At 32.2% G+C, this 26,276-nt stretch carries 23 protein-coding genes; 10 read left to right on the top strand and 13 right to left on the bottom strand.

The window, feature by feature from the left end:
* Nucleotides 1-173: 173 nt before the first annotated feature.
* Complete coding sequence (locus tag ASC44_RS09880; protein ID WP_055447439.1) at nucleotides 174-1,175, bottom strand: NAD(P)H-dependent glycerol-3-phosphate dehydrogenase; 1,002 nt, start codon at nucleotides 1,173-1,175, stop codon at nucleotides 174-176.
* A 132-nt stretch (nucleotides 1,176-1,307) separates the two neighbouring features.
* On the opposite strand from ASC44_RS09880, the gene ASC44_RS09885 reads away from it, so the two are divergent.
* Nucleotides 1,308-2,264 carry a hypothetical protein gene (locus ASC44_RS09885; RefSeq protein ID WP_055447440.1) on the top strand — a complete coding sequence of 319 codons (957 nt, stop codon included), beginning with the start codon at nucleotides 1,308-1,310 and terminating at the stop codon, nucleotides 2,262-2,264.
* A gap of 172 nt (nucleotides 2,265-2,436) precedes the next feature.
* The gene (lysM, locus tag ASC44_RS09890; RefSeq protein WP_055447441.1) at nucleotides 2,437-2,922 is read left to right on the top strand and encodes a peptidoglycan-binding protein LysM; all 486 of its coding nucleotides are present in this window, start codon (nucleotides 2,437-2,439) and stop codon (nucleotides 2,920-2,922) included.
* 399 nt (nucleotides 2,923-3,321) lie between these two features.
* Here lysM and nadD read toward each other — a convergent pair whose 3' ends face one another.
* From nadD to ASC44_RS09905, 3 genes are all read right to left on the bottom strand, one after another.
* Nucleotides 3,322-3,900, bottom strand: coding sequence for a nicotinate (nicotinamide) nucleotide adenylyltransferase (nadD, locus tag ASC44_RS09895; protein WP_055447442.1), 579 nt, complete (start codon nucleotides 3,898-3,900; stop codon nucleotides 3,322-3,324).
* Nucleotides 3,901-3,912: 12 nt separating this feature from the next.
* Entirely contained in the window at nucleotides 3,913-4,515 is a 603-nt protein-coding gene (gene gmk / locus ASC44_RS09900) for a guanylate kinase (protein WP_055447443.1), read from the bottom strand.
* 84 nt (nucleotides 4,516-4,599) lie between these two features.
* Nucleotides 4,600-5,457 (bottom strand): YicC/YloC family endoribonuclease, encoded by an 858-nt coding sequence (locus tag ASC44_RS09905; RefSeq protein WP_055447444.1) that lies wholly within the window; start codon nucleotides 5,455-5,457, stop codon nucleotides 4,600-4,602.
* A 127-nt stretch (nucleotides 5,458-5,584) separates the two neighbouring features.
* On the opposite strand from ASC44_RS09905, the gene ASC44_RS09910 reads away from it, so the two are divergent.
* Entirely contained in the window at nucleotides 5,585-6,064 is a 480-nt protein-coding gene (locus ASC44_RS09910; protein ID WP_055447445.1) for an acyl-CoA thioesterase, read from the top strand.
* Here ASC44_RS09910 and ASC44_RS09915 read toward each other — a convergent pair.
* On the bottom strand, nucleotides 6,053-6,952 hold the full coding sequence (locus ASC44_RS09915; RefSeq protein ID WP_055447446.1) for a DMT family transporter: 900 nt from the start codon (nucleotides 6,950-6,952) through the stop codon (nucleotides 6,053-6,055). The two genes, ASC44_RS09910 and ASC44_RS09915, sit on opposite strands and share 12 nt — an antisense overlap.
* A complete protein-coding gene (locus tag ASC44_RS09920; RefSeq protein WP_055447447.1) occupies nucleotides 6,942-7,301 on the bottom strand; it encodes an arsenate reductase family protein in 360 nt (119 codons plus the stop codon). Before ASC44_RS09920 ends, ASC44_RS09915 begins: the two co-directional genes overlap by 11 nt.
* 71 nt (nucleotides 7,302-7,372) lie before the next feature.
* Here ASC44_RS09920 and ASC44_RS09925 point away from each other — a divergent pair, with 71 nt between their 5' ends.
* Nucleotides 7,373-7,837 (top strand): DinB family protein, encoded by a 465-nt coding sequence (locus ASC44_RS09925; protein WP_055447448.1) that lies wholly within the window; start codon nucleotides 7,373-7,375, stop codon nucleotides 7,835-7,837.
* Here ASC44_RS09925 and ASC44_RS09930 read toward each other — a convergent pair.
* Entirely contained in the window at nucleotides 7,826-8,569 is a 744-nt protein-coding gene (locus tag ASC44_RS09930) for a PdaC/SigV domain-containing protein (RefSeq protein WP_055447449.1), read from the bottom strand. The two genes, ASC44_RS09925 and ASC44_RS09930, sit on opposite strands and share 12 nt — an antisense overlap.
* 100 nt (nucleotides 8,570-8,669) lie before the next feature.
* On the opposite strand from ASC44_RS09930, the gene ASC44_RS09935 reads away from it, so the two are divergent.
* Entirely contained in the window at nucleotides 8,670-9,809 is a 1,140-nt protein-coding gene (locus ASC44_RS09935) for a cystathionine gamma-synthase (RefSeq protein WP_055447943.1), read from the top strand.
* A 74-nt stretch (nucleotides 9,810-9,883) separates the two neighbouring features.
* On the opposite strand, the gene ASC44_RS09940 is transcribed toward ASC44_RS09935, so the two are convergent.
* The gene (locus tag ASC44_RS09940; RefSeq protein ID WP_055447450.1) at nucleotides 9,884-10,693 is read right to left on the bottom strand and encodes a THC0290_0291 family protein; all 810 of its coding nucleotides are present in this window, start codon (nucleotides 10,691-10,693) and stop codon (nucleotides 9,884-9,886) included.
* Between the two features lie 222 nt (nucleotides 10,694-10,915).
* Here ASC44_RS09940 and gdhA point away from each other — a divergent pair, with 222 nt between their 5' ends.
* The 4 genes from gdhA (at nucleotide 10,916) to ASC44_RS09960 (ending at nucleotide 17,846) form a co-directional block, all read left to right on the top strand.
* Nucleotides 10,916-12,259: an NADP-specific glutamate dehydrogenase gene (gene gdhA, locus ASC44_RS09945; RefSeq protein WP_055447451.1), complete on the top strand. Its 1,344-nt coding sequence runs from the start codon at nucleotides 10,916-10,918 to the stop codon at nucleotides 12,257-12,259.
* A gap of 103 nt (nucleotides 12,260-12,362) precedes the next feature.
* Nucleotides 12,363-14,717 (top strand): type IX secretion system anionic LPS delivery protein PorZ, encoded by a 2,355-nt coding sequence (gene porZ, locus ASC44_RS09950; protein WP_055447452.1) that lies wholly within the window; start codon nucleotides 12,363-12,365, stop codon nucleotides 14,715-14,717.
* The gene (gene recO / locus ASC44_RS09955; protein ID WP_055447453.1) at nucleotides 14,717-15,433 is read left to right on the top strand and encodes a DNA repair protein RecO; all 717 of its coding nucleotides are present in this window, start codon (nucleotides 14,717-14,719) and stop codon (nucleotides 15,431-15,433) included. Before porZ ends, recO begins: the two co-directional genes overlap by 1 nt.
* Nucleotides 15,417-17,846, top strand: coding sequence for a TonB-dependent receptor (locus ASC44_RS09960; protein ID WP_055447454.1), 2,430 nt, complete (start codon nucleotides 15,417-15,419; stop codon nucleotides 17,844-17,846). Before recO ends, ASC44_RS09960 begins: the two co-directional genes overlap by 17 nt.
* Nucleotides 17,847-17,893: 47 nt before the next feature.
* Here ASC44_RS09960 and ASC44_RS09965 read toward each other — a convergent pair whose 3' ends face one another.
* Nucleotides 17,894-21,187 (bottom strand): lamin tail domain-containing protein, encoded by a 3,294-nt coding sequence (locus ASC44_RS09965; protein ID WP_055447455.1) that lies wholly within the window; start codon nucleotides 21,185-21,187, stop codon nucleotides 17,894-17,896.
* A 46-nt stretch (nucleotides 21,188-21,233) separates the two neighbouring features.
* Here ASC44_RS09965 and ASC44_RS09970 point away from each other — a divergent pair, with 46 nt between their 5' ends.
* Nucleotides 21,234-21,710 carry a regulatory protein RecX gene (locus ASC44_RS09970; RefSeq protein ID WP_055447456.1) on the top strand — a complete coding sequence of 159 codons (477 nt, stop codon included), beginning with the start codon at nucleotides 21,234-21,236 and terminating at the stop codon, nucleotides 21,708-21,710.
* 61 nt (nucleotides 21,711-21,771) lie between these two features.
* Here ASC44_RS09970 and ASC44_RS09975 read toward each other — a convergent pair whose 3' ends face one another.
* The 4 genes from ASC44_RS09975 to ASC44_RS09990 all read right to left on the bottom strand — a co-directional run bounded on the left by ASC44_RS09975 (nucleotide 21,772) and on the right by ASC44_RS09990 (nucleotide 26,207).
* Nucleotides 21,772-22,266 (bottom strand): DUF6646 family protein, encoded by a 495-nt coding sequence (locus tag ASC44_RS09975; RefSeq protein WP_055447457.1) that lies wholly within the window; start codon nucleotides 22,264-22,266, stop codon nucleotides 21,772-21,774.
* Between the two features lie 7 nt (nucleotides 22,267-22,273).
* Entirely contained in the window at nucleotides 22,274-23,119 is an 846-nt protein-coding gene (locus tag ASC44_RS09980) for a cupin-like domain-containing protein (protein WP_055447458.1), read from the bottom strand.
* A gap of 66 nt (nucleotides 23,120-23,185) precedes the next feature.
* Nucleotides 23,186-24,280 carry a biotin synthase BioB gene (gene bioB / locus ASC44_RS09985; RefSeq protein ID WP_055447459.1) on the bottom strand — a complete coding sequence of 365 codons (1,095 nt, stop codon included), beginning with the start codon at nucleotides 24,278-24,280 and terminating at the stop codon, nucleotides 23,186-23,188.
* Between the two features lie 106 nt (nucleotides 24,281-24,386).
* A complete protein-coding gene (locus ASC44_RS09990; protein ID WP_152973312.1) occupies nucleotides 24,387-26,207 on the bottom strand; it encodes a TonB-dependent receptor plug domain-containing protein in 1,821 nt (606 codons plus the stop codon).
* Nucleotides 26,208-26,276 lie beyond the last annotated feature (69 nt).

Raw genomic sequence — 26,276 nt, forward strand, 5'->3', positions numbered from 1 at the left:
GGATTACCTTGGTAAGTAAACTTGAAATTTGTGGTTAAAAAAAACTTTAGTAAATACATGCGTTAAGGATTGAAACGGCATCCTTTTTTGAGGTACGATAAAAAGATATAGTAGAAAGCCTGACCTTTAGGTAACGCTAAAAAAAATAAATCCCTTTTTTCAAAGGGACTATTTTAATCTAATTTATCTGTTAATTTTTTAAACACTTTTTTTGCATCTTTACCTTCATATAATATATCGTAAACAGCTTCAATTATTGGTAAGCGTGTTTTTTTTACATTTTTTTTGTTAAGTAAATGTGCGCTTTTTGAAGCGTAGTAACCTTCGGCAACCATACTCATTTCCATTTGTGCAGATTTTACTGTGTAGCCTTTGCCAATCATGTTTCCAAACATACGGTTTCTAGAGAATGTAGAGTAACCTGTAACTAATAAATCGCCTAAGTAAGCCGAGTTGTTTATGTTACGTTTCATTTTGTGCATTTTCTTTATAAAGCGTTTCATTTCGCGTATAGCATTGCTCATTAATACACTTTGAAAATTATCTCCATAGCCTAAACCATGTGCTATACCTGCGGCAATAGCATATATGTTTTTAAGCATAACAGCGTATTCTGTACCAATAACATCGTCGCTAGTTTTTGTTTTTATATAGTCGCTCGATAAAGCATCGGCAATGGCTTGTGCTTTTTTCTGGTCTACACAAGATATTGTTAAGTAAGAGAGACGCTCTAAAGCAACCTCTTCTGCATGACAAGGCCCAGCAATAACAGCGATGTTTTCAAAAGGAATTTTATAGCTATCATGAAAATGTTCGCCTAATAGTTTTCCTGTTTCAGGAAGGATACCTTTTACGGCAGAGACTACTGTTTTATTCGTGATATCTACAGTTAATTTTTCTAATTCTGAATGTATAAATGCAGATGGTACTACAAAAATAAGTACATCAGCATACTCAGCCATTTCATTAATATCGTTGCTTAATTTAAGTTGTTCTAAGTGAAATTCTACCGAACTTAAATACGTAGGATTGTGCTGTTCTTTAAGCAAGTGTTCTTTAGTATAAACACTTCTCATGTACCAACCTACCTTTTCTTGGTTCTCACATAGCATTTTAACTATGGCAGTTGCCCAACTACCAGATCCAAATACAGCATATTTTAATTCTTTACCCATAAACTTGATGCGATTATATAACAAAACTACGGAATTAATAATTATTAATAAGAAGCTTGAAACCATGTAGTTAATGTTTTTGGCACAGCTTTTGAAATTAGTCTAGTATCAATCCTTTAAAATGAAACGATTATGAAGACATTAAAATTACTTTCGATATTTGCCTTAATGACAACATTGCTAACGTCTTGTTATACTGAAGTTATAGTAGAAGACGACTACGTAAATAATACAACACCAGCGATATCTGTAAATCAATTATTAAATGCTTACGAATTATGGTATGTAGATGTTAACGAAACAATTGGTTATGGAGAGTCTCCATTTTTACAAATAGCCTTTACGGTTTCTTTTAGAAATGGAACACTATATGCAAACAATAATTTAGTTGGTATTGGTAGTCAAGGGAATGGATTTGGAATACCAATAGGAGGTTATAATGCCTATGATATGATTTTAGATATCGATCATGATATAGATGGTTATGATAGTTTTGATGTCTATCAAGTAGATAATAATACTATTGAATTATACAATCCGTTTAACGATACGTCTTATTTTTTAAATGGATACCAACGCTCTAATTTTGATTATGATTATGTTTTTTATGATAATATCCAATATTTTATGCAAGAATACGAAGCTTGGGAAAAAACATATACTAGCGATTATGGTGCGTTAAACGAATTTGATAACGAAAACTTCTTACAGTTTTTATCTGGAGGGAACGATAATACGTTTAGAAGTTCTCAAGACCAATATGGAACAAACCCAAATAATTTATATTGGGATTTTACAGGAAACTATGGAGTAGGTGATGTTAATGGTAATATGTACTTAAAAACGTTAACTTTAGATTACGATTATTTTGATAATGAACTTTTTAAATTAAGTGTTATTAATGATCAGAAAATTGAGTTGCTTCACACAGATTCTGGTACAGTATACGAGTTTACAGGTAGAGGCTATATTGAATATTTAAAAGAGGGAACTGCTTTAAATAAGTCTAAAACCTCTGCAGAAAAGAAGCGTAAGCAACGAAAAGATAAAAAGGAAAACAGTAGGGATAATACTCGATTACAAGCATAAAGATAATAGTAAAGTTAAGAAACTGTTTAATTGATAGACATTAAGCAGTTTCTTTTTGCTTTATACCGATTTTTATGATAATAATAAGAGTGATAAGTTGCAATTGATGAAGATTTTTTCCAACTTTACAATAGTACGTTTAACAATTAATACATAAAAACAAATACAAATTATGGGATTATTTTCATTCATTAAAAATGCAGGTGCTAAAGTTTTTGGAATAGGAAAAACAGATGCTGAAGAAGTTGCTGAAGCTGCTGCTGCAGAGGTAAAATTAGAAGAGGCTGCTGCAAGAAAATTAGAAGAAACAATTAGAGATTTAGATTTAAAAGTTGAAGGACTAATTATACACATTGATGATGATGCTGCAACTATTTCTGGATTGGCATACAATCAAGCAACACGTGAAAAAGCTATATTAGTAGTAGGGAACAGTAATGGTATTGCTACTGTAGACGATAAAATGACTGTTGAGCACGTGGAGCCAGAAGCACAGTTTCACACTGTTGTAAGCGGAGATACTTTAGGTAAGATTGCAAAGAAGTTTTATGGTAACGCCATGAAGTATCCTGCAATTTTTGAAGCTAACAAACCAATGTTAGAGGATCCAGATAAAATTTATCCAGGACAAGTATTGCGTATTCCTGCTTTAGACTAGAAACATATAATATATTACATAAAAAAGCCAACTCGAGAGAGTTGGCTTTTTTTCGCTATTAATCAAAAATAACAAATAATACCTAAAAATTATTTGCTAAGAGTAAACTTTAAATAGATTAGAAATTACTAATTATTAAAGTATGTTGTTTTGCTTTTATAAAACATCTAAAAAAGAGATGTTGTAACTAATTCTATTTCAAAATTAGAATAAAGTAAGAGTGCTCACAAAATTATTTTCCATGATTTTGTGCATTTCATCGAAAAAGAGCGATTTTGTTCAATTTGCGTTACGGTAAAAACCGTAATTATTTTCGTTTGTAGGAATTGGTTTCAGGTTTTGTAGTAGTTTATCTTTAAAAAGATAAAATCAGGCATAATTTTAAAGCTGAATTTCGGGCTATTTGTAAAAATTCATCTCATCTAAATACTCCCAAACGTTTATTGGTAATAAAGGTTTAATGTTTTTACCCTCTTTAATTGCTTTTCTAATCATGGTTGAAGAAATTTCCATGATTGGAGCATCTACCTTATGGATTTTTTTATGTTCACTAAATTGAGTGTCCGTTGTGCCTTCAGAAATTCTAGGATAAACATAGATGTTATGATTCTCTAAGATAATTTCGTAGTTTTTCCATTTATGGAAGCTCTTTAAATTATCTTCTCCCATAATTAAAGAAAACTGGTAGTCTGGATGTTTTTCTTGTAAATATGTAAGTGTATTTATGGTATAGTTTGGTTGTGGTAAATTAAATTCAATATTACTTTCCTTTAACTTATCGTAGTCTTTAGTCGCAAGATATACCATTTCCAAACGCTGAAAATTATCTAATAGCGTGCTTTTCTTTTTAAAAGGATTGTGTGGCGTCACTACAAACCAAATTTGGTCTAAATCGCTATTCTCTACTAATTGATTGGCAATAATTAAGTGTCCAATATGGATTGGGTTAAAAGAACCGAAGTAGAGACCTATTTTCATGCTAGTATGATGTTATTTTTCAGTTTCTGTTATCAAAAAATGGCCAACTATATTTTCTGCTTCTTGTAAGGCTTTTTCTAAATTATCGTTTTCAATAATAACATCAAAAAGAGGAGCGGTAGCTAACTCTGCACTTGCTTTTGCTACGCGCATGTTAATTTTATCGTCGCTTTCTGTTTTTCTTTTCTTAAGCCTAATCTTTAGTTCGTCTATACTAGGCGGCTTTACAAAAATGGCTATCGTTTGCTCAGGGAATTTTCGTTTTATACGTAAACCACCAGAAACATCAATATCGAAAATAACGTTTTTGCCTAAAGCCCAAAGTCTTTCGACTTCCGTTTTTAAGGTGCCATAGAAATTATCTCTATAAACTTCTTCCCACTCTAAAAAATCGTCGTCTTTTATATGCTGCTTAAAATCGTTAGCAGATAAAAAGTAATAGTCTTCTGCATGAACTTCTGTACCTCTTTTCTCGCGAGAAGTAGCAGAAATAGAAAACGCTAGATTTAATGTGTCTTGTTTTAGTAAGTGTCTAACAATAGTTGTTTTTCCAGAGCCAGATGGAGCAGAGAATACAATTAGTTTACCTTGTTTTTTTAGAACTTTGTTACTCAAAATTTATGCTTTTAATGTACTCTTTGGTACTCGTTTAGATATTTTACTCGTCTTTGTTCTTTTTTTTGTAAGCTCTTTATTATGCTATAGAACGTTTAGTAACTGTTCTTTAATTTTCTCTAACTCATCCTTCATTTGTACAACTAACTGTTGCATTGGAGCGTAGTTACTTTTAGAGCCAATGGTGTTAATCTCTCTTCCCATTTCTTGGCCAATAAAAGCTAGCTTTTTTCCATTAGAATCTTTAGAGTTTAATGTTTCAATAAAATACTCTAAATGGTTTTTTAAACGCACTTTTTCTTCTGTAATATCAAACTTCTCTATGTAGTAAACCAATTCTTGTTCAAAACGGTTTTCATCGTATTTTTCTCTAAGGTCTTCAACACCTTTCTTTAATCGTTCGCGTACACCTTCAACACGTTCTGGATCCATAGTAAGTACTTGTTCTAATAAGTTTTCTATAGTTGCAACACGATTTTTAAAATCGGTTTCAAGAACCTTTCCTTCATCTAAGCGATAACCTTTAATAGCAGTAATAGCAACTTTTATTTCAGCTTCAATTTGTGCCCATTCGGTATTGTCTATTTCCTCACGCTCCGTGTTTAAAGCATCTGGAAAACGTACCGCCATTTTTAAAAGCTCGATTTCGTTACCGTCAACAACGTTTTTAAGTTGCTGCATGTATTGTTTTACAACAGGAGTATTAATTTTAGTAGAGGTGTCTTCAGCAATAGCTTCAACATAAATAGAGAAATCTATTTTTCCACGATCTAACTCTTTTGCCATTAACTTACGCAAGTAAAGTTCCTTTTCTCTGTAAATAGAAGGCATTCTAGCATTCAAATCTAGGTTTTTGCTATTAAGCGATTTTAGCTCAATTGTAATTTTTTTTGTTGGTAATTGTAAAACAGATTTACCATAACCTGTCATTGAATGTATCATATGCTTTTTATAAAAGTTGCACAAAGATAAGTAAAACAGAATCCTTAGAAAACTCCATATTGTTTTTACTTAATGCTATAGCTATTAAGAGAAAATAATATAGCTTTGTATTTCAAAATCTGTAAAAATGTACAAAAAAGAGTTCGAAATTCGTTGGAGTGATGTAGATGCTAATAGGCATTTAGCCAATTCTGCTTATACTAATTTTATGAGTCATACAAGGATGGCTTTTTTAATAGAACATGGTTTTACTATGAAAGAATTGGCCCTTAATAATATTGGACCAGTAGTTTTTTACGAGCACATGCACTATTTTAAAGAAGCTTTTATGGGACAACCTATTACTGTGTCTTTAGAGGTTTCAGGATTGAGCGAAGATGGAATGTTTTTTAAGTTCGATCATAATTTTTATAATCATAAAGGAGAAAACATTGCATTTTGCGAAATGCTTGGCGCTTGGATAGATTTAAAAGCTAGAAAGATGACTAATTTGCCAAAAGTACTTTCAGATTTAGCAGATAAGTTTCCAAAATCTGAAGACTATAAAATTCTAACAAAAGAAGACACGCGAGCAAACGGTCGCGTACCAAAAAATTTAAGCCTCTAATATTTCTTTTGGCTTTTTAGTTACTAAATACACGCCTGAAAATATTAATGCAGAGGCTATTAGTTTTACAGGAGTAACAGTATCACTTCCCATAATAATTGCAAAAACACCAGCAATAACTGGTTGTATGTAAATAAATGTGGTTACCGTAGAAGCTTTTAAATGTCTAAGTGCTAAAGGGTTTAATAGATATGTTCCAAATGTTGCACCAATAACAACAAATAGTACTGAAAATAAAATGTATGGCGTAAACGTTGAAAATTGAGCAGTAACAACATCATTATATCCAAAAGGAATTACCATAATTAATCCGAATAAAAACAACCAACGTATAAACGTAAATGGATGGTATTTGTTGGTTAGTTTTTTAATAATGATAATATAGATACTGTAGGAAACTGCGTTAATAAAAACGAGTAGATTACCTAATAAAACATTATCTCCTTCTAAGTTAGATTTGCCATAAATGCTTAATACCAAAGCACCTGAAAAGCCTAGAATAACACCAAAAATTTTTAATATTGTAACGCGTTCCTTTAAGTAGAAGGATGACAAAACCAATACAATTATTGGTACTATTATCATAATTACCGAAGCATGGATAGGTGTTGTAAATTCCAGACCTTTAAAAAAGCAAAGCATATTTAGTACAACGCCAAAAATAGCAGCATAGAAGAAGGTTAAGTAATCTTTGGTGTCTATTTTTTCTTTAGGTCCTAAAAAACTAAAGGTCCAAAACAAAGCTGTTGCACCTGCAACACGTATTAATATAAAACCAAAAGGTTTTATATAGCCTCCTGCCATAGCATCTTTAGCAAAAGTAAAAGTTAAACCATAAAGTAACTGAACGACAAGCGCCGCAATTAAAGCCCAATATCTAGTTTTCATTTAAAGCATTTTTTACAGCCTCAACATTTTGTTTAGAATTTCCTATGTAGATTTTATCGTTTAAAATAAAAACAGGTCGGCTTAAAAAAGTATAATGTTCTAAAATTAGATTTTTGTAATCTGTTTCAGTTAAATTCTGATTTTTTAAATCGCGTTGTTTGTAAAGTGTTGCTCTTTTGCTAAAAAAAGCTTCGTAGCTTCCTGCGAGGTTTTTCATCTCTTCTATTTGAGCTTCTGTAATCGCTTCAGTTTTTATATTTTGAAGTACTACGTTATCTGGTAGATCAAGCTCTTTTAAAATACGAATACAGGTGCTACACGATTTTAAATAATATACTTTATTAGTCATTACAATAGTTTTACACTGCAAATTAAATTTATTTAAAACAGATTCTACTATATTTATAAAAAATTTGAATTATGGATTTTACTTTCGATGTATTTGCGAAAACAAGAGGCTTTTTTAAAGCGTATTTAGAAGAATTGTCATTAGCACAACTTAATGCTATACCAAACGGATTTAATAATAATATTATCTGGAATATTGGACACAGTATTGTGACAGAGCAAATATTAGTTTATAAACTTTCGGGTTTAAAACCTAATGTAAGTGAAGCGCTTATCGAGAAATATAAAAAAGGAACTATTCCAGATGGTAATGCAACGCAAGAAGACGTTAACGAACTAAAAGCCTTGTCTTTTTCTACAATTGAGCATACCAAAGCAGATTTTGGTTCTAAAGTATTTAGTACGTTTAACGAATATACTTTATCTACTACAGGTAATACATTAACAAACGTAAATCAAGCCATACAATTTGCACTTATTCACGAAGGGATGCATGCTGGTTATATTTTAGCGATGTTGCGTGCTTTAAAAGTTTAAATAGTTATTTGCAACAGTATATGGGATTGTAAATTCTATTATATTATTAGAAGAAGAATTAAAGGTGTCGTAGAAGACAATTACACCATCTTCGCTAAAACCTAGGTTTTCTGGTAGTGTAAAAGTATCGGCATCAAAGGCCTCTATACGGTCGTTGTTTGCCGAAAGTAATTCTTTGTCGTAATACTTTTTGGCTAATGTTGTAAAAGCAGGCACATCATTTAATAAGTCTTTAGTGTTTAGTTCTTGACCTGTTTTAACATCAAAATTATAGAACCTAAAGACTAAGTTGCTATGCGCTCCTCCGGTATTTATGCTAGAATTCATGGCTATAGAAGCTAAAGTTTCACTTTCGTAAACTATTTCACCATCTATTAAAACTTCCCAAGGTGGTAAATTGGTGTACAGTGTTTTTCCTATTTGTATTTTAAAGTCTTTATAAGCTTTTTTAAAGTCTTCAATACTTTCCTCTGTACTTGGCTTTGTTTCAGAAACAGCTTCAATGTTTAGTGCTGTGTTTACAAATTGAGCAAGTGTTTTGTTAATTTGTTTTGCAGCTTCAGTTTTACCTTCGGCTTTAGGAATGTTTATTTCTATAGTAGTTTCTCCTTCATCTATAATAGACGTTTCTATAAAATTAAGGGTAACTTCATCTTTACAAGAAAAACAAATGCTTGAAAGGATAATGAGGCTAAAAATTTTTATTAATCTAAAAGATGAACTGTTAAACATTGACTAAAGGTTTTAATGCAATTTATATACAACGAATTAAAGGCTATTTTTGTTCTAATCAAAAAAACTGAAAGTTATTTTTTAATTGAAAGAAGAACACATGAAATTTAACACAAAAACCATACATGGTAAACAGCATCCAGACAAAGCTTATGGAGCAGTAATGCCACCAATATACCAAACCTCGACTTATGCGCAAACAACACCTGGAGGACATAAAGGTTTTGCGTATTCAAGATCTCATAATCCTACACGTCACGCATTAGAAAACGCTTTTGCAAGTATAGAGAATGGTGAATTTGGATTGGCTTTTGGTTCTGGTTTAGCGGCTATTGATGCTGTTATGAAACTATTAAAACCTGGAGATGAGGTTATTTCTACTAACGATCTCTATGGTGGCACGTACCGTTTATTTACTTCAATTTTTGAAGGATTTGGTATTAAATTTCATTTTGTAGGCATGGAAAATGCAGCAAATATTGAAAACTATATAAACGAAAAAACAAAATTAATTTGGGTAGAAACACCTACAAACCCAATGTTAAATATTATTGATATTAAAGCGGTTGCTCTAATTGCAAAAAAGCATGGTGTTTTACTTTCTGTCGATAATACTTTTGCTACGCCTTATTTGCAACAACCATTAGATTTGGGTGCAGATATTGTTATGCATTCTGCAACAAAATACATTGGTGGACATAGCGATTTAGTAATGGGAGCTTTAATTGTAAAGGATAAAGATTTGGCAGATAAGTTGTATTTTATACAGAATGCTAGTGGTGCAATATGTGGTCCACAAGATTCTTTTTTAGCGCTACGCGGAATTAAAACACTACACGTTAGAATGCAACGTCATTGTGAAAATGGAAAAGCTGTAGCCGAATATTTAGCATCACATCCAAAAGTTGAAAGTGTATATTGGCCAGGTTTTAAAAATCATCTAAACCATAATATAGCAAAAACTCAAATGAAAGATTTTGGTGGCATGCTTTCTTTTAATACAAAAGGAAATAATTATGAAGAGGCTATAAAAGTGGTCGAAAATTTAAAAATATTTACATTAGCAGAATCTCTTGGTGGCGTAGAATCTTTGGTGGGACATCCTGCAAGCATGACACATGCGAGTATACCAAAAGCAGAACGTGAGAAAATAGGTGTTGTAGATTCTTTAATTAGGCTAAGTGTTGGTATCGAAGATGAAGAAGACTTAATAAACGATTTAAAACAGGCCTTAGGGTAGAACGGCATATTGTAGAAACAAAAAAAAGCTCAAGTGTTAAACTTGAGCTTTTTTTTATTATCATTTATTTGAGCTTAATCTAGATAATAAATATACCCAAAGTTAAGCCATACTAGCCAATCATTATATTTATTGAACTCTAAATCATGGTCTAAACCATCTATTAAATCATTAAAATAATATTGACCTCTAAGATCTATCATTAAATCTGAAGAGGTGTTTAATTTATAACGAGCTCCTATACTTGATACTACAGACCATGTGCTACCGCCACTTACATCTACAGGTTTAGTATTTATAGGGTCTGGAACTTGCGTATACCATGGTTGATAATAATTAAGAGTATTCTCGCTATTACCATCGCCATAAGTAGTACTCACTTTAGGGTTGAAGGATACGTAGTGCGCACCAAAACTTATAAAAGGAGCTAATTTGTAAGAGAAAGCTTGAAAAGAACGAATGCTTAGTGGGAAGTATTCAATTTGCATTCCAATATCAAAATTATTAGCTTCACCTTTATGTCCTCTTAGTTGTTTAGAATTTTCACTTGTTCTTTCCGGATCTACAAATTCTCCAAAATGTTCGAGTTTTGTTTTATTATAAGATAATTCGGTTCTTAATTTAAAGTGGTCGTTAAAATAATTATCAGTAGTGTAGCAGTTACAGCTTGCTTGATAAGCGAAATTTAGATAGTGAACTATACCAATACCAAAACCGGTGTTTCCAGCATTTGTTTCGAACTCGCTCCTTAATCCATAATCAGATTTAAAGGCTACGGGACCAGTAATAATGCCTATTTCATGAGAAAGTCCTAATTGTGCAAAAGAAACTTGAGCAGTAAGAAGAATTATAATTAGCTTCGTTATATGTTTTGGATTAAGCATAGTTATGTCAAGTGATTAAAAGCATTAAGTGAACAAATATATAAAAACACGATGAACAAACAAATATTATAGATAAAATGCAGTGTAATATTATTTTAGCAATACTGAAATAAAAAATATTGATTGTGAAATTAAAAAAAAGAGATATGTTTTTTATAGATAATGTATCTTTGTTGTACAAAAGAGGGAACTCTAGTGTTAAAAATATAATTAAAAGGTTAAATGGAAAATAAAATTCAAGCATTTTTAGATTTAGTAAAAGAAAAAAATGGTCACGAACCAGAATTTTTACAAGCTGTTCATGAGGTTGCAGAGACTGTAATCCCATTTATTGAAGAAAATCCTAAGTATCAAGGGAAAATGTTATTAGAGCGTATGGTAGAACCAGAACGCACAATAATTTTTAGAGTGCCTTGGATAGATGATAAAGGTAATACTCAAGTAAATAGAGCTTTTAGAGTAGAATTTAATTCTGCTATAGGACCATATAAAGGTGGCTTACGTTTTCATCCATCTGTAAATTTAAGTATTCTTAAGTTTTTAGGTTTTGAACAAGTATTTAAAAATTCTCTTACAACTTTACCTATGGGTGGAGGAAAAGGAGGAAGTGATTTTAATCCTAAAGGAAAAAGTGATAACGAAGTAATGCGTTTCTGTCAATCTTTTATGTCAGAATTGTTTAGACATATTGGAGCAAATACAGATGTTCCTGCTGGAGATATTGGTGTTGGTGGCCGTGAAATTGGTTACATGTTTGGTCAATATAAGCGATTAGCAAACGAATTTACAGGAATATTAACAGGAAAGGGAATAAGCTATGGTGGTTCTTTAATTAGACCAGAGGCAACAGGATATGGTACTGTATATTTTGCAAAAAATATGCTAGCGACTAAAAACGATTCTTTTGAAGGTAAAACGGTTGTTATTTCTGGATCAGGAAATGTTGCACAGTATGCCTGTGAGAAAGCTACTGAATTAGGTGGAAAAGTAGTTACAATGTCTGATTCTTCTGGATATATTTATGATGAAAATGGAATAGATGCTGAGAAATTAGCCTTTATTATGGAAATTAAAAATATAAATAGAGGAAGAATTAGTGAATATGTAGCTAAATATTCTTCGGCAACATTCCACGAAGGAGAAAGACCTTGGAGTATTGATTGCGATGTGGCTATGCCATGTGCAACACAAAACGAATTAAACAAAGAAGAGGCTGAAGCTTTAGTAAAAAACAATGTTATTGTTGTTGCTGAAGGAGCAAACATGCCAACAACACCTGAAGCTATTGAAGTTTTACAAAAAGCAAAAGTGTTATTTTCACCTGGAAAAGCATCTAATGCAGGAGGTGTTGCAACTTCTGGTTTAGAAATGAGTCAAAATTCTTTAAGATATAATTGGACAAGAGAAGAGGTAGATGCTAAACTTTATCAGATTATGAACGATATTCATGAATCTTGTGTAAAATATGGAACCCAAAAAGACGGTAGCATAGATTACGTAAAAGGAGCGAATGTCGCTGGTTTTGTTAAAGTTGCAGATGCTATGTTAGCTCAAGGAGTTGTATAACAATAATTTATTACATTAAAAAAAGCTTCCTTTTAGGAGGCTTTTTTTGTTTTTGTATATATTTTTGCAATATTCTACGTTATATTAAGCGTAATTATAAATTATGAAAATAAAACACCTCATATTAATATTATTTTTTCCAATTTCACTTTTCTCTCAAGAGTACTCAAGAGATTGGAAAGGTTATTTTTCTTATTTAGATATAAGTGATATAGCTCAAGGGTCTTCTAAGGTTTTTGGAGCAGCTGAAAATGCAATTTTTATCTATGATACTCAAACTAATGAAATAGAAGAACTAACAACAATTAATGGTTTGTCTGGAGAGGCTATTTCTAGTATACATTATGTCGAAGAAAATGGATTGCTTTTAATAGGTTTTGAAAATGGATTAATGCAAGTTTACTTAGAATCTAGTCAAGAGATAAAAACTGTAGTCGATATTTTAAATAAACCAACAATTCCTCCAACAGATAAGAGGATTAATCATTTTAATGTTTATGATGGTCTAGCTTACATTTCTACTGATTATGGAATATCCATTTATAACATCGATTCTTTAGAATTTGGAGATACTTATTTTTTTGGACCAAATGGCTCTCAGTTAAAAGTTAATCATACAACTGTATTTCAAGATCATATTTATGCAGCAACAATTAATGGAATAAAAAAAGCAGAGGTTTATAATCCTAATTTAATTGATTATCAACAATGGCAAACTATTTCTGGAATAAATTGGATTGGAATTGAGTTTGTTGGAGAGAAAATTTATGCTATGAGGAGTAATAGTTGGATATATGAAGTAATTAATACTTCGATAGTTTTTAAACAATCTTTCTATCCTAACGTTGTTGTTGACTTTAGAAGAGTTAATGAAAATTTATTAGTAGGAACTAACAATAATGGACTAGTTTATGACGAGGACTTGAATGAAATATTAAATGTGCCTGTAACTAATGATGTCGAAACTATCATTTCAGCCTTTACTTTTAATGGAAATGGCGATGTTTTTTTTGGAACTAGAGGTGTTTTCGTTACGGGAAAATCTGGATTTGGATTGCTCAAAGCAAATCTTTCAGATATTTCAAACTTCGAAGTAATTCACCCTACTTGTCCGCTTTCAAATAATGCATTTAAAATTCAGGCCTCAGACAATAATGCATGGGTGACTTATGGAGGTTATACGGTGTCTTACAATGCATTTCCTTTAAGAAGTAGAGGGTATAGTCATTTAAAAGGCGAAGAGTGGTTAAATACCCCATACGACAGCTTGTTAGGAGCAAGGAATTTAAATGAAATAAATGTCAATCCCTTTAATCCTTCACAGATTTTTATATCCTCTTTTTATGATGGGCTCTTAGAGGTTAAAGATGATGTATCAACAAATATTTTTAACGCTAGTAATAGTACTTTTGAGTCTTCATCGAGTAATCCAAATGTTTCTGATTTGAGAAATAAAGGGTCTAAAATTGATAAAAACGGAATATTATGGTGTACAAATGCTAAGCGATTAGATCCTCTTAAATCATATAATATTGAAACGGGAGAGTGGAAAACGTATGATTTTAGTGAGATAATTATAAATAATAATACAGAGGTTGGATACACATCCATTGATTTCGACCAAAATGGAGTCATTTGGATTGGAGGCCATAGAAAAGGCATAATGGGCTATAAGCCAGAAACAGGAGAAATATACAATATTGAATCTGTTGAAAAAAATCTTCCATCTCCTTCTGTTGAATCTGTTAAGGTTGATAAACAAAATCAAGTATGGCTTGGTACAGTAAAAGGATTGCGTATAATATATAATACTGAAGCTTTTTTTAATGACCCTTCTTATGAGCTTTCAGAAATAATTGTACTTGATGATGGAGCGGCTAGCGAATTATTGTTTCAACAATATATTACAGATATAGAGATCGATGGAGCAAATAATAAATGGATATCAACATTAGATACTGGAGTGTATTATTTGTCTTCAGATGGACAAGAAACTATTTATCATTTCACAACAGATAATTCTCCATTACCGTCTAATAACGTTGTAGATGTTGCTTTAGATGAAACAAATGGTATTGTGTACATAGCCACAGATAAAGGGCTTGTTTCTTTTAATAGTGAGACGTCTATTCCGGATAGTGACCTCCAAGAGGCTTATGTGTATCCAAATCCTGTAAGACCAAACTTTAATATTAACGATAAAAAAATTAAAATTAAAGGTATTACTGGAAATGTGAATATAAAAATAACAGATATCGAAGGTAACCTTGTTACAGAAGCCGAATCAAGAACAAATACAAAATTTAGTGGTTATAATCTTGAAATAGATGGAGGAACCGCACTTTGGAATGGTAAAAACATGTCTGGACAAACAGTTGCAACCGGTGTTTATTTGGTTATGCTCGCAGATTTAGATTCCTTCGAAACAAAGGTGCTTAAACTAATGGTTGTGAGATAATGTTGCTAACTACAAATGCAATAGTTTTATCCAAACTTAAGTATCGAGATAACGATTTGATAATTAAATGCTACACCCAAAAAGAAGGTGTAGTAAGTTATCTATTAAGAGGTGTTTTAAAGTCTAAAAAAGGTTCGAAAGTCGCATATTATCAATTACTTACTCAGCTTCAGTTAGAAACAGATTTTAAACCATCACGGTCACTTCAATATATTAAAGAAGTAAAAATTAATCATCTTTATTCTAGCTTGCATACCAATGTATTAAAAAGTGCTATTGTTATGTTTTTGGCAGAAGTGCTTTCTAGCTCACTTCAAGAAGAAGAACAGAACGATACTTTGTATAACTATCTAGAAGCAACTTTACAATGGTTAGATGTACATGATAATTTTGCTAATTTTCATTTGCTATTTCTTTTAAATCTAACAAAACATTTAGGGTTTTATCCGGATGTTTCAAAAGTTGATAAGGCATATTTTAATTTAGAAGCAGGGAAATTTCAAGATGAAAAAGAAAGTAAATACTCTATCTCTAATGAAAATTTAACACTTCTAAAAGAGTTGTTAGGCACAACATTTGATGCTTTAGAAAATGTTAAAATTAACGCCAAACAAAGACAATCTTTTTTAAATCTCATTTTAGTATATTTTGAATTACATTTGGGGAGTTTTAAAAAACCAAAATCACTACAGATATTTAATGAAGTATTTAGTTAAAAACAAAAAATATTTACTCGCTTTCTTTATTGTTTTTTGCTTTAGTTTTTATGCTAAAGCTCAGGAAATTACTGTTGTAAATACAGAAACACAAGAACCAATTATAGGAGTTGCAATTTATAACAAAACTAAATCTAAAAGTGTTGTTACCGATTTTGATGGGAAAGCTAATTTAAATGGTTTCAAATCATCCGAAGTTGTATACTTTAAGCACTTGTCTTTTAAAATATTTTCAGTTAGAAAAATAATGATATCTAATAGAAAAGTAGCGCTTAATCCCATAGCTCAAGGATTGGACGAGATTGTAATATCTGGATCTAAGTTCAAAGAAAATAAAAGGGATATTCCCAAGAAAATTTCTAGTGTAAGTGCAGCAGAGATTGCTTTTGCTAACCCTCAAACAAGTGCAGATCTTTTAGAATCTACGGGTCAAGTTTATATTCAAAAAAGTCAATTGGGAGGAGGAAGCCCAATAATAAGAGGTTTTTCTACCAATAGATTACTTATTACTGTAGACGGTGTTAGAATGAATAATGCTATTTTTAGAGGAGGAAACATACAAAATGTAATATCTATCGATCCGTTTTCTATCCAATCTACAGAAGTCTCTTTAGGTGCGGGAAACGTAATCTATGGCAGCGATGCGATTGGAGGTGTTATGAGTTTTTATACCAAAACACCAAAAGTATCTTTTACAGATTCTACATATGTTAAGACCAATGCTGTACTACGTTATGCGTCTGCTAGTCAGGAAAAAACGGCGCATTTAGATGTTAATTATGGTTTTAAAAAATGGGCATTTATTACCAATGCCAGCTATACAGATTTTGGTGATTTAAGGATGGGAAGTCAAGGGCCTGAAGATTATTTAAGACCAGAATTTGTGGTTACAAATAATAGTGAGGATGTTATAGTAGAAAATAGTAATCCTAACATTCAAAAATTCTCTGGATATAGCCAATTTAATATCATGCAAAAGGCGAGATATGAGGCTCAAGAGAATTTAAGTTTCGATTTAGGTGTCTTTTATACAGAAACCTCAAACACACCAAGATACGATAGATTAATACGTTACAAGGGTGGTAATTTACGTTCTGCAGAATGGTATTATGGACCACAAAAATGGTTTATGACGAATTTAAATGTAACCAAATTAAGCAGTAATTCTAATCTTTATGATAAAATTAAAGGAACAGTTGCCTATCAAAATTTTCACGAGAGTAGAATCGATCGTAATTACCAGTCAGAGAACAGAAACGTAAGAGAAGAAGGAGTCGATGCTTTTTCATTTAATTTAGATTTAGAAAAACGATTAACTAAAAACACAGAGCTTTTCTATGGAGTAGAGTACGTTCACAATACCATTAGTTCTGTTGGTTTCGAAGAGAATATTTTAACAAATACCAGCGCTCCAACTGTTACTCGCTATCCAGATGGTTCTACATGGCAATCTGCTGCTATTTACACAAGTTTAAAATACAAACCAAATACTAATGTTGTATTTCAAACAGGTTTGCGTTATAATAATGTAGTTTCAAAAGCAGATTTTACAAGCAATAACGTTTTTCTTAATTTGCCATTTACAGAAGCAAATAATAATTCTAGTGCATTAACAGGTACGGCCGGAGTAAGTTGGGCTCCAAACGAAACGCTACAATGGAAGCTTAATTTTTCTTCTGCATTTAGAGCTCCAAATATTGATGATATTGGTAAAGTCTTCGATTCCGAACCTGGTTCTGTTGTTGTACCAAATAGCAATTTAGATCCAGAATACGCTTATGGTGGTGAATTAGGATTAGCTATTAATTTTAATGATGTTTTAATTTTTGATACAGCAACTTATTATACCTATTTAGATAATGCTTTAGTTCGTAGAGATGGAGATTTAAACGGAGAAAGTGAGTTATTTTACGATGGAGAATTAAGTAATGTGCAGTCTATTCAAAATGCATCAAAATCTTGGATTTATGGTTTTGAGGTTGGAGCAAAAATTAATTTTAGCGAAACACTTAAATTAACTTCCCAATATAATGTTGTTGGAGGTACGGAGGAGACAGATGGTGTAGAAGTACCTGTAAGACATGTTTCTCCAAATTTTGGAAACACACATTTTGTTTGGCAAAACAAAACTTTAAAAGCAGATGCGTTTATTAACTATAATAATGCATTATCGTTTAATCAATTAGCACCTTCAGAGCAAGGTAAAGCTTATTTGTATGCTTCAGATAGCGATGGAAACCCATATTCGCCATCTTGGTACACTTTAAATTTTAGAACGCAGTATCAGCTTAATAAAGCCACAAGTATTACTGCAAGTCTTGAGAATATTACGGACCAACGTTATAGAACGTATTCTTCTGGAATCTCGGCTGCAGGTAGAAATTTAATAGTTGCTTTAAAATATAGTCTATAAAAAAAAGCTCCTATTAAGGAGCTCTTTGCGCTGTATTTTATTTAAGATTATTTCTTAATTGCCTTTTTGGTAATTATACTACCATTAGATAATTCTATTTTAGCAATATATATTGAACTACTTAAGTTAGAAAGATTATAAGTCTCTGTTTTTTCGCTTCCACGGAAATAATAAATCTCGCGACCTAAAACATCTAGTATTTTAACTCTTTTAATAGTTAAGTCTTTTGATGCGATAGAGAATTTTACATCATTATTTTGAAGTTCGACAATAGAAAGGTTTTGTGAATTTGATTCGAAATTTTCGGTAGAAAGTGTATTGGTATTAAAAACAATCTTAAAACGATCATTAAACTCTCCAACCGCAGAAGTAAAAGTGTAATCACTATTTGTTAGATCATGAATCGTATTCATTAAAGCATCTTCTAGGTATACTGTATTGTTTGCGAAAAAATCACCTTCAAATTGTAATACAGAGATTTTATAAAGCGTAGGTTCTGTAATAGTAGTATAAAGGCCTAGCGGTATCTCTTCATTTAAATCTAAGCTAGAGATTGCTTTTCCTTGAATACCAAATTTCTTATCACTTCCCGGAATAGTTGAATATAAAAAAGAAGCATAACCTGTTGATTTATTTTTTACAGCATCATACGACATATCATCATCATCATCTGTTGCGTTTGGTACATAACCTACTAAAATTTGTCCATAAACACCATTATCGCTAGTTAATTCTAACCAAATTTTGTTATCTTGAATAGGTTGATTGTTTCTGAAGAACTGATCATTATTTCCAGTTACACGCATTGAATTATCAAAAATCACTTCACCATTAGAAACTCCTGCGGTAGTATTGATTGAGGCTCCTGAGTTATTGTAATTAACAAAAAAACCTTGTCCCGAAGGAATAAATCTTGAGGGTATTACTGTGTCTCCTCCCTCAACTTCTAGAGCACCCGTAGCACCTGTTATATTTACTATAGCATAATCTGATGTGTCAAAATTAAGTGCTGAATTTCCATTAGTAGTAGCGGAAGGAGCAGTGTCTTGCGACCATAGATAAATTGCACCATCAATAGTTCCCGCAGTATTTGATAAGCTGTAAGCATTTAATGTAAAGAAATTATCTATTGATATAGCAGATGGGTATGGGTTGCCAATAAAATTCCAATTATTATCTGCCATTGTTGTATTATTTCTTTCAATTGGAGTGTTTATTGTACCGCTGTTAAAAGGACCGTTAAAAATATGACTAATTTTTATACCATTTAGAAATGGGCCTCCAGGTAAACTGTTTGCAGCATTAAAAGATGCAGGAGAAAGCGTGCAAGCATATCCAACTCCTGGTTGCATTACTTGGGCGCTATTAGCTAGTTGCCAAGCATTTCCATTATCATCCACGTCGTCTTGCCCTAAAACAGTTCCGTTATTATCATTCATGTCCTCAGCATATTCATCGGCAAAGTCACCTCCATTAAAAGTAAAACGACGATCTAAATTGGTTCCAGAAAAAGTGTTTCCAATTGTTTCTCCAACAACAGGAGAACTCCAATAGGTATATTCATACCAAGCCTTTATAAACGCTGTTTCTTTGGTTACGTTAATAATTCCATTTAAGGGATCTGTAATTATAGAGCTTGCATTTGGATTATTTTGTACTACTGAACCATTTTTTTGAACATTAATATTTCCGTTACCAAGAACAATAATATTATTTTCTATATCTAAGAATGTAAAGTCTGTAACTGTTAAAAATATTCCGTTATTAACTGTTAATGAACAAGCTGTAATATTGGTTGTGCTAGAGGTAGTATATGGCGCATTAATTATTGCTGCAGTAGATGCATTAGGGATACCGTTATCCCATCCTGTAGTTTCCCATGTTGTAGTCGATGGACATTGACAATCGTTAATGTGCCAACCTAACATAGATGTATTGTTTGATGGAGTTGAAGACCAATCTACAGCATTGTATGTAACCTCAGCTACTTGAATATTCGAATTCCTTACTAAATTAACATTTTCACCAAATTGGTTATTAACTCCTAATACGCCAATTACATCTATGTTTACGCCATTAGAGTTTTGGAGTGCAATAACGTCGTTTCCATCAAAATTCATAACATTACTTCCATTGCAATAATCTGCCATACCATTATTACATAATGTAGAATTATTTCTAGCTATTAAAAAAGTGGAATATGGTGCTATTGTACCTTGTCCAGCCGGTATTGTTCTTATGTCTGGTCGAAAGTTAACTCTACCATTTCTAAATCGAGCAATTTGATAATTTGATAAGGTTATAGCAGTATTTGTTGGGTTGTAAAGTTCTATATATTGTTCGTTAGGAGTACCTGAATCAGCTTCATGATATTCCGAAATTAATAGCTCGTTACAACTTAAAGCAGGTGAATGAGGAACTATTGTCCCTGATGCGGTAACCATTTCGGTTGTTGCTCCTGTGCTACTAATACTTATGCTTTCATTGTAGGTGTTTACTGGTAGACCAAAGGCTAGCTGTGTGTATATTGTAGTAGTGTTTATTGTTCCGGCAACTTGTGGTAACGTAATAGTATTTGTGTATGGCCCATTTATAGCTGTAGCAATAACAAAATTTGATAGAGGTGTTACGGCAATAGCAATATCATTTGTTAATGCAGAACCTTGTACTGTAAAAGTTTCAGAAATTAATGGCACATTATTTTCAATATTACTTAATGTGGGAATAGTATTTGTACCCGGATTAATTGTAATTGTTGGTGTTGTAGGAGTAATACCTTCTACTAAGATATTGTCTATACGCATACGTTCTTGCTGATCATTATTTGTAAAAAGCATTCTAAGTTCTATAGTATTCCCGTTTAATAATGCATTATGCGATACTACAGTAGCAACATAGTCATCTTGGATAAAACCATTACTTCCTGCTTGCGTCCATGCTCCACCATCTATTCTAAACTCAGTCCTAAAGGTATCTGTAGGCTCAAGATTATTAGTTGTTGGTGAGCTTTCTGTAGCATCAAATGAAAATTGGATATTTGAAAAAGCGCTTATATTAATTAATGGAGAGTACCAGATAGCAGTACCATCTACGTCTCTTGCTTCAAGGTAGCGATTTCCTCCTAGTACTCGAAACCAATCACTTACTTGTACAAAACTGGTAGCGCTAACATCTATAGTCCAATTTACTCCGGAAAGATCAGTTTCTGTTACTCCTGTTGTTGTATTGTATGAGGCTCCTTTTCCAAGTTGCCCAGTAAAATCTTCACTATAAATAGTTGTTTGGCTATAACCAAAACTAAAAACAAATAATATAATTAAAAGAATTGTAAATTTTTTCATAATAGAGGGAACTTATGTTTATATATTAATAGCGTATTTTTGATGCATGCACCAAAAACTTAAATCCTTCACAGTAGATGAAGCTAAAAAAAAGCTAGAACATTACTGTGCTTACCAAGAGCGCTGTCATAAAGAAGTTAGGCAAAAATTAAGAGATTTAAATATGATACCTGAAGCAACAGATATTATAGTAGTTCATCTTTTGGAGCACAACTATCTTAATGAGGAACGTTTTGCCAAAATCTTTGTTCGAGGAAAGTTCAACATTAAAAAATGGGGACGCTTTCGGTTAACTCAAGAACTCAAGAGAAAGGATATCTCCAAAATTAATATAAATCTCGCACTCAGGGAAATAGATGAGGATGAGTACATCGGTGTTTTCAATGATTTAGCCGAAAAAAAAGCAGATATGATACTTGAGTCTAATAAATTGAAGAAAAAAAAGAAATTAATAGACTACTTGTTGTACCGAGGTTGGGAGTCTTATCTGGTTTACGATAAAGTGAACGAATTGATAAAATAAAGCAAAAAAAAAAGCTTCAGTTTTAATTCTGAAAGGCTTTTTAGTAAATATTATGTTCGGTTTATAGGTTGAAAACAGCTCCTAAATTTACCGTAAATTGATTGTGAATATTTTCTGCTCCAATTGGGTTTTCATCGTATTTAGCTAGCGTTGTATTAAACTCAGTGTAAACTCCAAAACCATTAGTAAACAAATAACGGAAACCTAAATGCCCACCAAAGTTTTTAGTACTTAAACTTAAACCTGGATAAAAATCGAAATTATCATCAATATTAATAACGTTTCCTAAATTAGCATTAAAGCGTGCTTTAATATCAAAACGATCTCCAAAATCGGCATCAATGACGTTGTTATTTTTAACATTTAAAGCATATGTTGTAGATACACCTACTGAAATGTTTTCTCCAAGTCCATAGTCGTAACTAATATTTAATCCAGAGGCGTAATCTTGAAGGTTAGCTCCAATTTGAAATTTCTGATCTCCTTTACCTTCAAACACTTGAGCATTTATTAACGAAACACTTAAGATCGCTAATACAAATAGTACTTTTTTCATTTTTAATTTATTTAGTATTTTTTATTGCTTGTCTGTTTTTCCAGTCAATCCATTTTTGACCTTTTAGACTTCGCATTAAGTTGTCAAAATTACGCATTACAATTATATTATAAATAGCTTTTGCTAAGTTTTTTGGACGTCTCGCTATAGCTCTTAAACTCATTGAAAATCCGGGAGTTATATATTTCATGTAATGCCAATATCCTTCTGGCATATAAAGGGTTTCTCCATGATTAAGTTCGCATTCCCAACCTTTAGCTTTTAGTAAAGCTGGCCATTTTTTAAAATCCGGGTTAGAAAAGTCTATATCTTCCCTAACAATTAGTGAATGTGGAATTTTATATAAATGCTTATTTTGTTTTTGGTCGAATAGAATAATTTGCTTCTTGCCTTCAAAATGAAAATGAAAAATATTAGCTAAATCAATATCATAATGCATAAAAGTGTGGCTGTCGCTACCACCAAAAAAGAGCATTGGTAAGCCTTTCATTAAACGTATGCCAAAATCTGGAAATTTAAAATCTTTTTGAAGCTGAGGTACTTCTTTTAAAACATTCCATAAAAAAATTCGAAACTTTGTAGGCTCACGTTTAAGCAGGTCTACATAGTCTCTCATTTTCATCTTAGCATGTGGTTCATTAAATCCGTCTTTATAGTCTACAGGTCTATCATCGTATAGAGGGACTGTTGTGTCACCTGCAACTTTTTTTATATAGTCTAAATTCCATTTTGTAAAAGCAGGCCAATCTTCTATACCGTGTTCTATTACCACAGGTTTCTGTGGCTTAAAATAAAGACGTATAAAGTCTTCTTTTGTAATAGTCTTTACACGTGGTATATTCTTAATATTCAAGCTTTAAGTATTGTTAAATTAGCCAACAAAGTTAACAAAACTAAAATTCTATATAAAGTACTTTAACTATTTTAAAGGTTTTCTATTGTGCTTTGCTAATTCATTGCGTGCTATTTTATGGTCTGGTCTTGTCCATTTTGGTTTTTCTCCCAAGGCTTCAAATTTAGAATCTCTTGCTTCAATAGTTTGTGGTTGTTCTTTTTTTGTAAATGGTTTTTGTGGCTTTAAGCCTAGAGTTTTAAATAGTTCCATATCTCCTTCAATTTCAGGATTAGGAGTTGTTAATAATTTATCTCCAGCAAAGATGGAATTCGCTCCAGCAAAAAAGCACATGGCCTGTCCTTCTCTAGACATTTGTGTTCTACCTGCGCTTAAACGCACTTGTGTTTCTGGTAGCACGATTCTAGTAGTAGCTACCATTCTAACCATATCCCAGATTTTAATTGGTTTTTGGCTTTCTAACGGAGTGCCTTCTACAGCTACTAATGCATTTATTGGTGTGGATTCTGGTTGTGGATTTAATGTAGACAATGCGACTAACATTCCTGCTCGGTCTTCGGTTTTTTCTCCCATACCAATAATTCCGCCAGAACAAACGGTTACATTTGTTTTTCTAACGTTTTCTATCGTTTTTAAGCGGTCTTCAAAACCACGAGTTGAAATGACTTCTTTGTAGTATTCCTCAGAAGAATCTAAATTATGATTGTAAGCATATAAACCTGATTCGGCTAGCCTTTTGGCTTGATTTTCGGTAACCATTCCTAAGGTGCAGCACACCTCCATATCTAGTTTGTTAATAGTACGAACCATTTCTAAAACTTGATCAAATTCTGCTCCGTCTTTAACATTTCTCCAAGCAGCGCCCATGCATACTCGGGAGCTTCCTCCAGACTTAGCGCGTAGAGCTTGGGCCTTAACTTGTTGTATAGTCATTAAGTCATTTCCTTCTACATCTGTATGATATCTTGCTGCTTGTGGGCAGTAGCCACAATCTTCTGAACAACCTCCGGTTTTAATAGATATTAGAGTGCTAACTTGAACCGTATTTGGGTCGTGATGTAGACGGTGTACGGTTGCAGCTTCATAGAGCAATTCCATCATTGGTTTGTTGTAAATATCTAGAATTTGCTCCGTTGTCCAGTTGTGTCTAATTTTGCTCATAGGAAATAAAATAATTTTAAGGTTCCGTTTCTTTATGTAAAATAATAAGCCCTATTGTTTTAAAACTATAGGGCTTAAAGTGGTTAGGTTAAGTTATGGTGCTCCTTTAGTTAAAGTTATAACGTAATCCAAATAACACGTTACTTGGAGGCATAGGTGTAAACCCAGTTTCTATATAATCTGCATCAAAAATATTGCTTGCAGTAGCTGTTAATTCTACTTGTTTTAAACTTAATACTAAAGAGGCATCCCAAACATTATAGCTTTGTCCGGTAGTGCGCTCTGCATGTTTGTAAATAATATTTTGTCTTAAGTTTTTAAACAATTGAGTACTTAGTCGTGTTGTAAAGTGATGTTTTAATGTGTTTAAAGAGTAGCGTGATAAGTTCTTATTTTGGTCTAGAATATCGTCTTCTAAAAACGTATAACCAACAGCAAGTGTCTGATTAAAATCAATTATTTTAAAGTTATAAGAAGCATCAAACTCAAAACCTTTAGTATTTACTTCTGTAATATTTGTTGCAGTATAGATTTCTTCAGTAGTGTTTGGTCTTAAAAAATCTATTAAGTTTTTAGCGTCTCTATTAAAAAAGGCTAAAGATGTAGAGAATGTATTGGTGTTGTAATTAATACCAAGTTCTTGAGCAAATGCTTCTTCAGGTTCTAAATCTGCATTTCCAGTAGTTCTAAAATCGTTGTAAAATAAGTCTGTATATGTTGGTATTCTGTATGTGTAGCCCATGTTTCCATAAACTTTTAAGTTGTTGTTAATTTTATATCCAACGTCTAATCCAGGAAAGGCTTGAAATTTAAAATCAGAAAAATAAGAAACAGCAATACCAGGAGTAATATCTAATTTGTTATCTAATAGTTTAAACTGATGTTCTAAAAAGACGTTAGTCATGAATCGGTTACGGTTTCCTAAGTTGTTACTTCTTAAATATACTTTTGAAACATCCACACCAAAACCAGTAACTCCTGCTTCAGAAGTGTAAGATGCATTAACTTCGGCTCCAATTTTATCTGTAATATGTAGGTTTCTGAAAAAAGAAGGATCCTCTCGTTTTAATAAAAATAAATCTTCGTTACGTTTCCAGTAAATACGAGGTTTAATTTTAAATTTCTCTGTTTTAAAAGTGGTTGTAAAACCTATTAAACTGTTTTGAGTCTCTTCATATTCATTAAAATCAGGGTTGGTTGTGTAAAAGTTTTCAGCTCCAAACTTGCGATCGAAAAAAGTAGCAATCATTTCTATAGCTTGTGCTTTTTTATTGAATGTGCTTTTTACAAAATAGTTAGAGTTGTCATAATCCGAATTATTTCTATAACCTTCAGACGTTAACTTCCCAACATGCACTATATGCGATGAGTTTTCTAATTCTGTACCAACAGTAACTCCTGCGTTTAATTGCCCAAAAGATCCTGTTTCTAAGTTAAGAGAAACCGAATTCTCAAGATTTTTTTTAGTTACAATGTTTATGGCTCCTGTAAATGCATTTTGTCCAAAAACTCTAGCTGCAGGACCTTTAATAATTTCTATACGTTGTATTACTTCAATTGGTAATGCGGCATTCATGGTGTGGTGACCAGTTTGTGCATCGTCCATTTTAATACCATCAATAAGTAAAAGTGTTTGGTCAAAACCACCACCTCTAATATATAAGTCGGCTTGACTACCAGCTGTACCACGACGTCTAATATCTACACCTGCAACTTGTTGTAATAAATCGGCAACGTTTGTAGCTGCGCTGGTTTTTATGTCTGAAGCCGAAATAACCGTTATCGTTCTAGAGTTTTCTTTAAAAGGTAAGTCTATTCTGGTAGATGAGATAATTACAGAATCTAATTGTTGATTTTTGTCTAATTCTTGAGCTTGTGCTGTTATAGTAAATGCTACAAGCAAAATTGATAAAAAGGATAATTTCATAATAAAATATATAGGTGTTTTTTAACGCGGCAAAATTCGTAACTTTCCGGATCATTAAAGTAGTCCAGT

Origin of the sequence: Lacinutrix mariniflava, assembly GCF_001418015.1 — a bacterium.
Lineage (GTDB): Bacteria > Bacteroidota > Bacteroidia > Flavobacteriales > Flavobacteriaceae > Lacinutrix > Lacinutrix mariniflava.

Bases quoted from the DNA above. Each gene is read 5' to 3' on its own strand.
- ASC44_RS09880 (WP_055447439.1), bottom strand. From the start codon at position 1,175: ATGGGTAAAGAATTAAAATATGCTGTATTTGGATCTGGTAGTTGGGCA.
- ASC44_RS09885 (WP_055447440.1), top strand. From the start codon at position 1,308: ATGAAGACATTAAAATTACTTTCGATATTTGCCTTAATGACAACATTG.
- lysM (WP_055447441.1), top strand. From the start codon at position 2,437: ATGGGATTATTTTCATTCATTAAAAATGCAGGTGCTAAAGTTTTTGGA.
- nadD (WP_055447442.1), bottom strand. From the start codon at position 3,900: ATGAAAATAGGTCTCTACTTCGGTTCTTTTAACCCAATCCATATTGGA.
- ASC44_RS09905 (WP_055447444.1), bottom strand. From the start codon at position 5,457: ATGATACATTCAATGACAGGTTATGGTAAATCTGTTTTACAATTACCA.
- ASC44_RS09910 (WP_055447445.1), top strand. From the start codon at position 5,585: ATGTACAAAAAAGAGTTCGAAATTCGTTGGAGTGATGTAGATGCTAAT.
- ASC44_RS09915 (WP_055447446.1), bottom strand. From the start codon at position 6,952: ATGAAAACTAGATATTGGGCTTTAATTGCGGCGCTTGTCGTTCAGTTA.
- ASC44_RS09920 (WP_055447447.1), bottom strand. From the start codon at position 7,301: ATGACTAATAAAGTATATTATTTAAAATCGTGTAGCACCTGTATTCGT.
- ASC44_RS09925 (WP_055447448.1), top strand. From the start codon at position 7,373: ATGGATTTTACTTTCGATGTATTTGCGAAAACAAGAGGCTTTTTTAAA.
- ASC44_RS09930 (WP_055447449.1), bottom strand. From the start codon at position 8,569: ATGTTTAACAGTTCATCTTTTAGATTAATAAAAATTTTTAGCCTCATT.
- ASC44_RS09935 (WP_055447943.1), top strand. From the start codon at position 8,670: ATGAAATTTAACACAAAAACCATACATGGTAAACAGCATCCAGACAAA.
- ASC44_RS09940 (WP_055447450.1), bottom strand. From the start codon at position 10,693: ATGCTTAATCCAAAACATATAACGAAGCTAATTATAATTCTTCTTACT.
- gdhA (WP_055447451.1), top strand. From the start codon at position 10,916: ATGGAAAATAAAATTCAAGCATTTTTAGATTTAGTAAAAGAAAAAAAT.
- porZ (WP_055447452.1), top strand. From the start codon at position 12,363: ATGAAAATAAAACACCTCATATTAATATTATTTTTTCCAATTTCACTT.
- recO (WP_055447453.1), top strand. From the start codon at position 14,717: ATGTTGCTAACTACAAATGCAATAGTTTTATCCAAACTTAAGTATCGA.
- ASC44_RS09960 (WP_055447454.1), top strand. From the start codon at position 15,417: ATGAAGTATTTAGTTAAAAACAAAAAATATTTACTCGCTTTCTTTATT.
- ASC44_RS09965 (WP_055447455.1), bottom strand. From the start codon at position 21,187: ATGAAAAAATTTACAATTCTTTTAATTATATTATTTGTTTTTAGTTTT.
- ASC44_RS09970 (WP_055447456.1), top strand. From the start codon at position 21,234: ATGCACCAAAAACTTAAATCCTTCACAGTAGATGAAGCTAAAAAAAAG.
- ASC44_RS09975 (WP_055447457.1), bottom strand. From the start codon at position 22,266: ATGAAAAAAGTACTATTTGTATTAGCGATCTTAAGTGTTTCGTTAATA.
- bioB (WP_055447459.1), bottom strand. From the start codon at position 24,280: ATGAGCAAAATTAGACACAACTGGACAACGGAGCAAATTCTAGATATT.
- ASC44_RS09990 (WP_152973312.1), bottom strand. From the start codon at position 26,207: ATGAAATTATCCTTTTTATCAATTTTGCTTGTAGCATTTACTATAACA.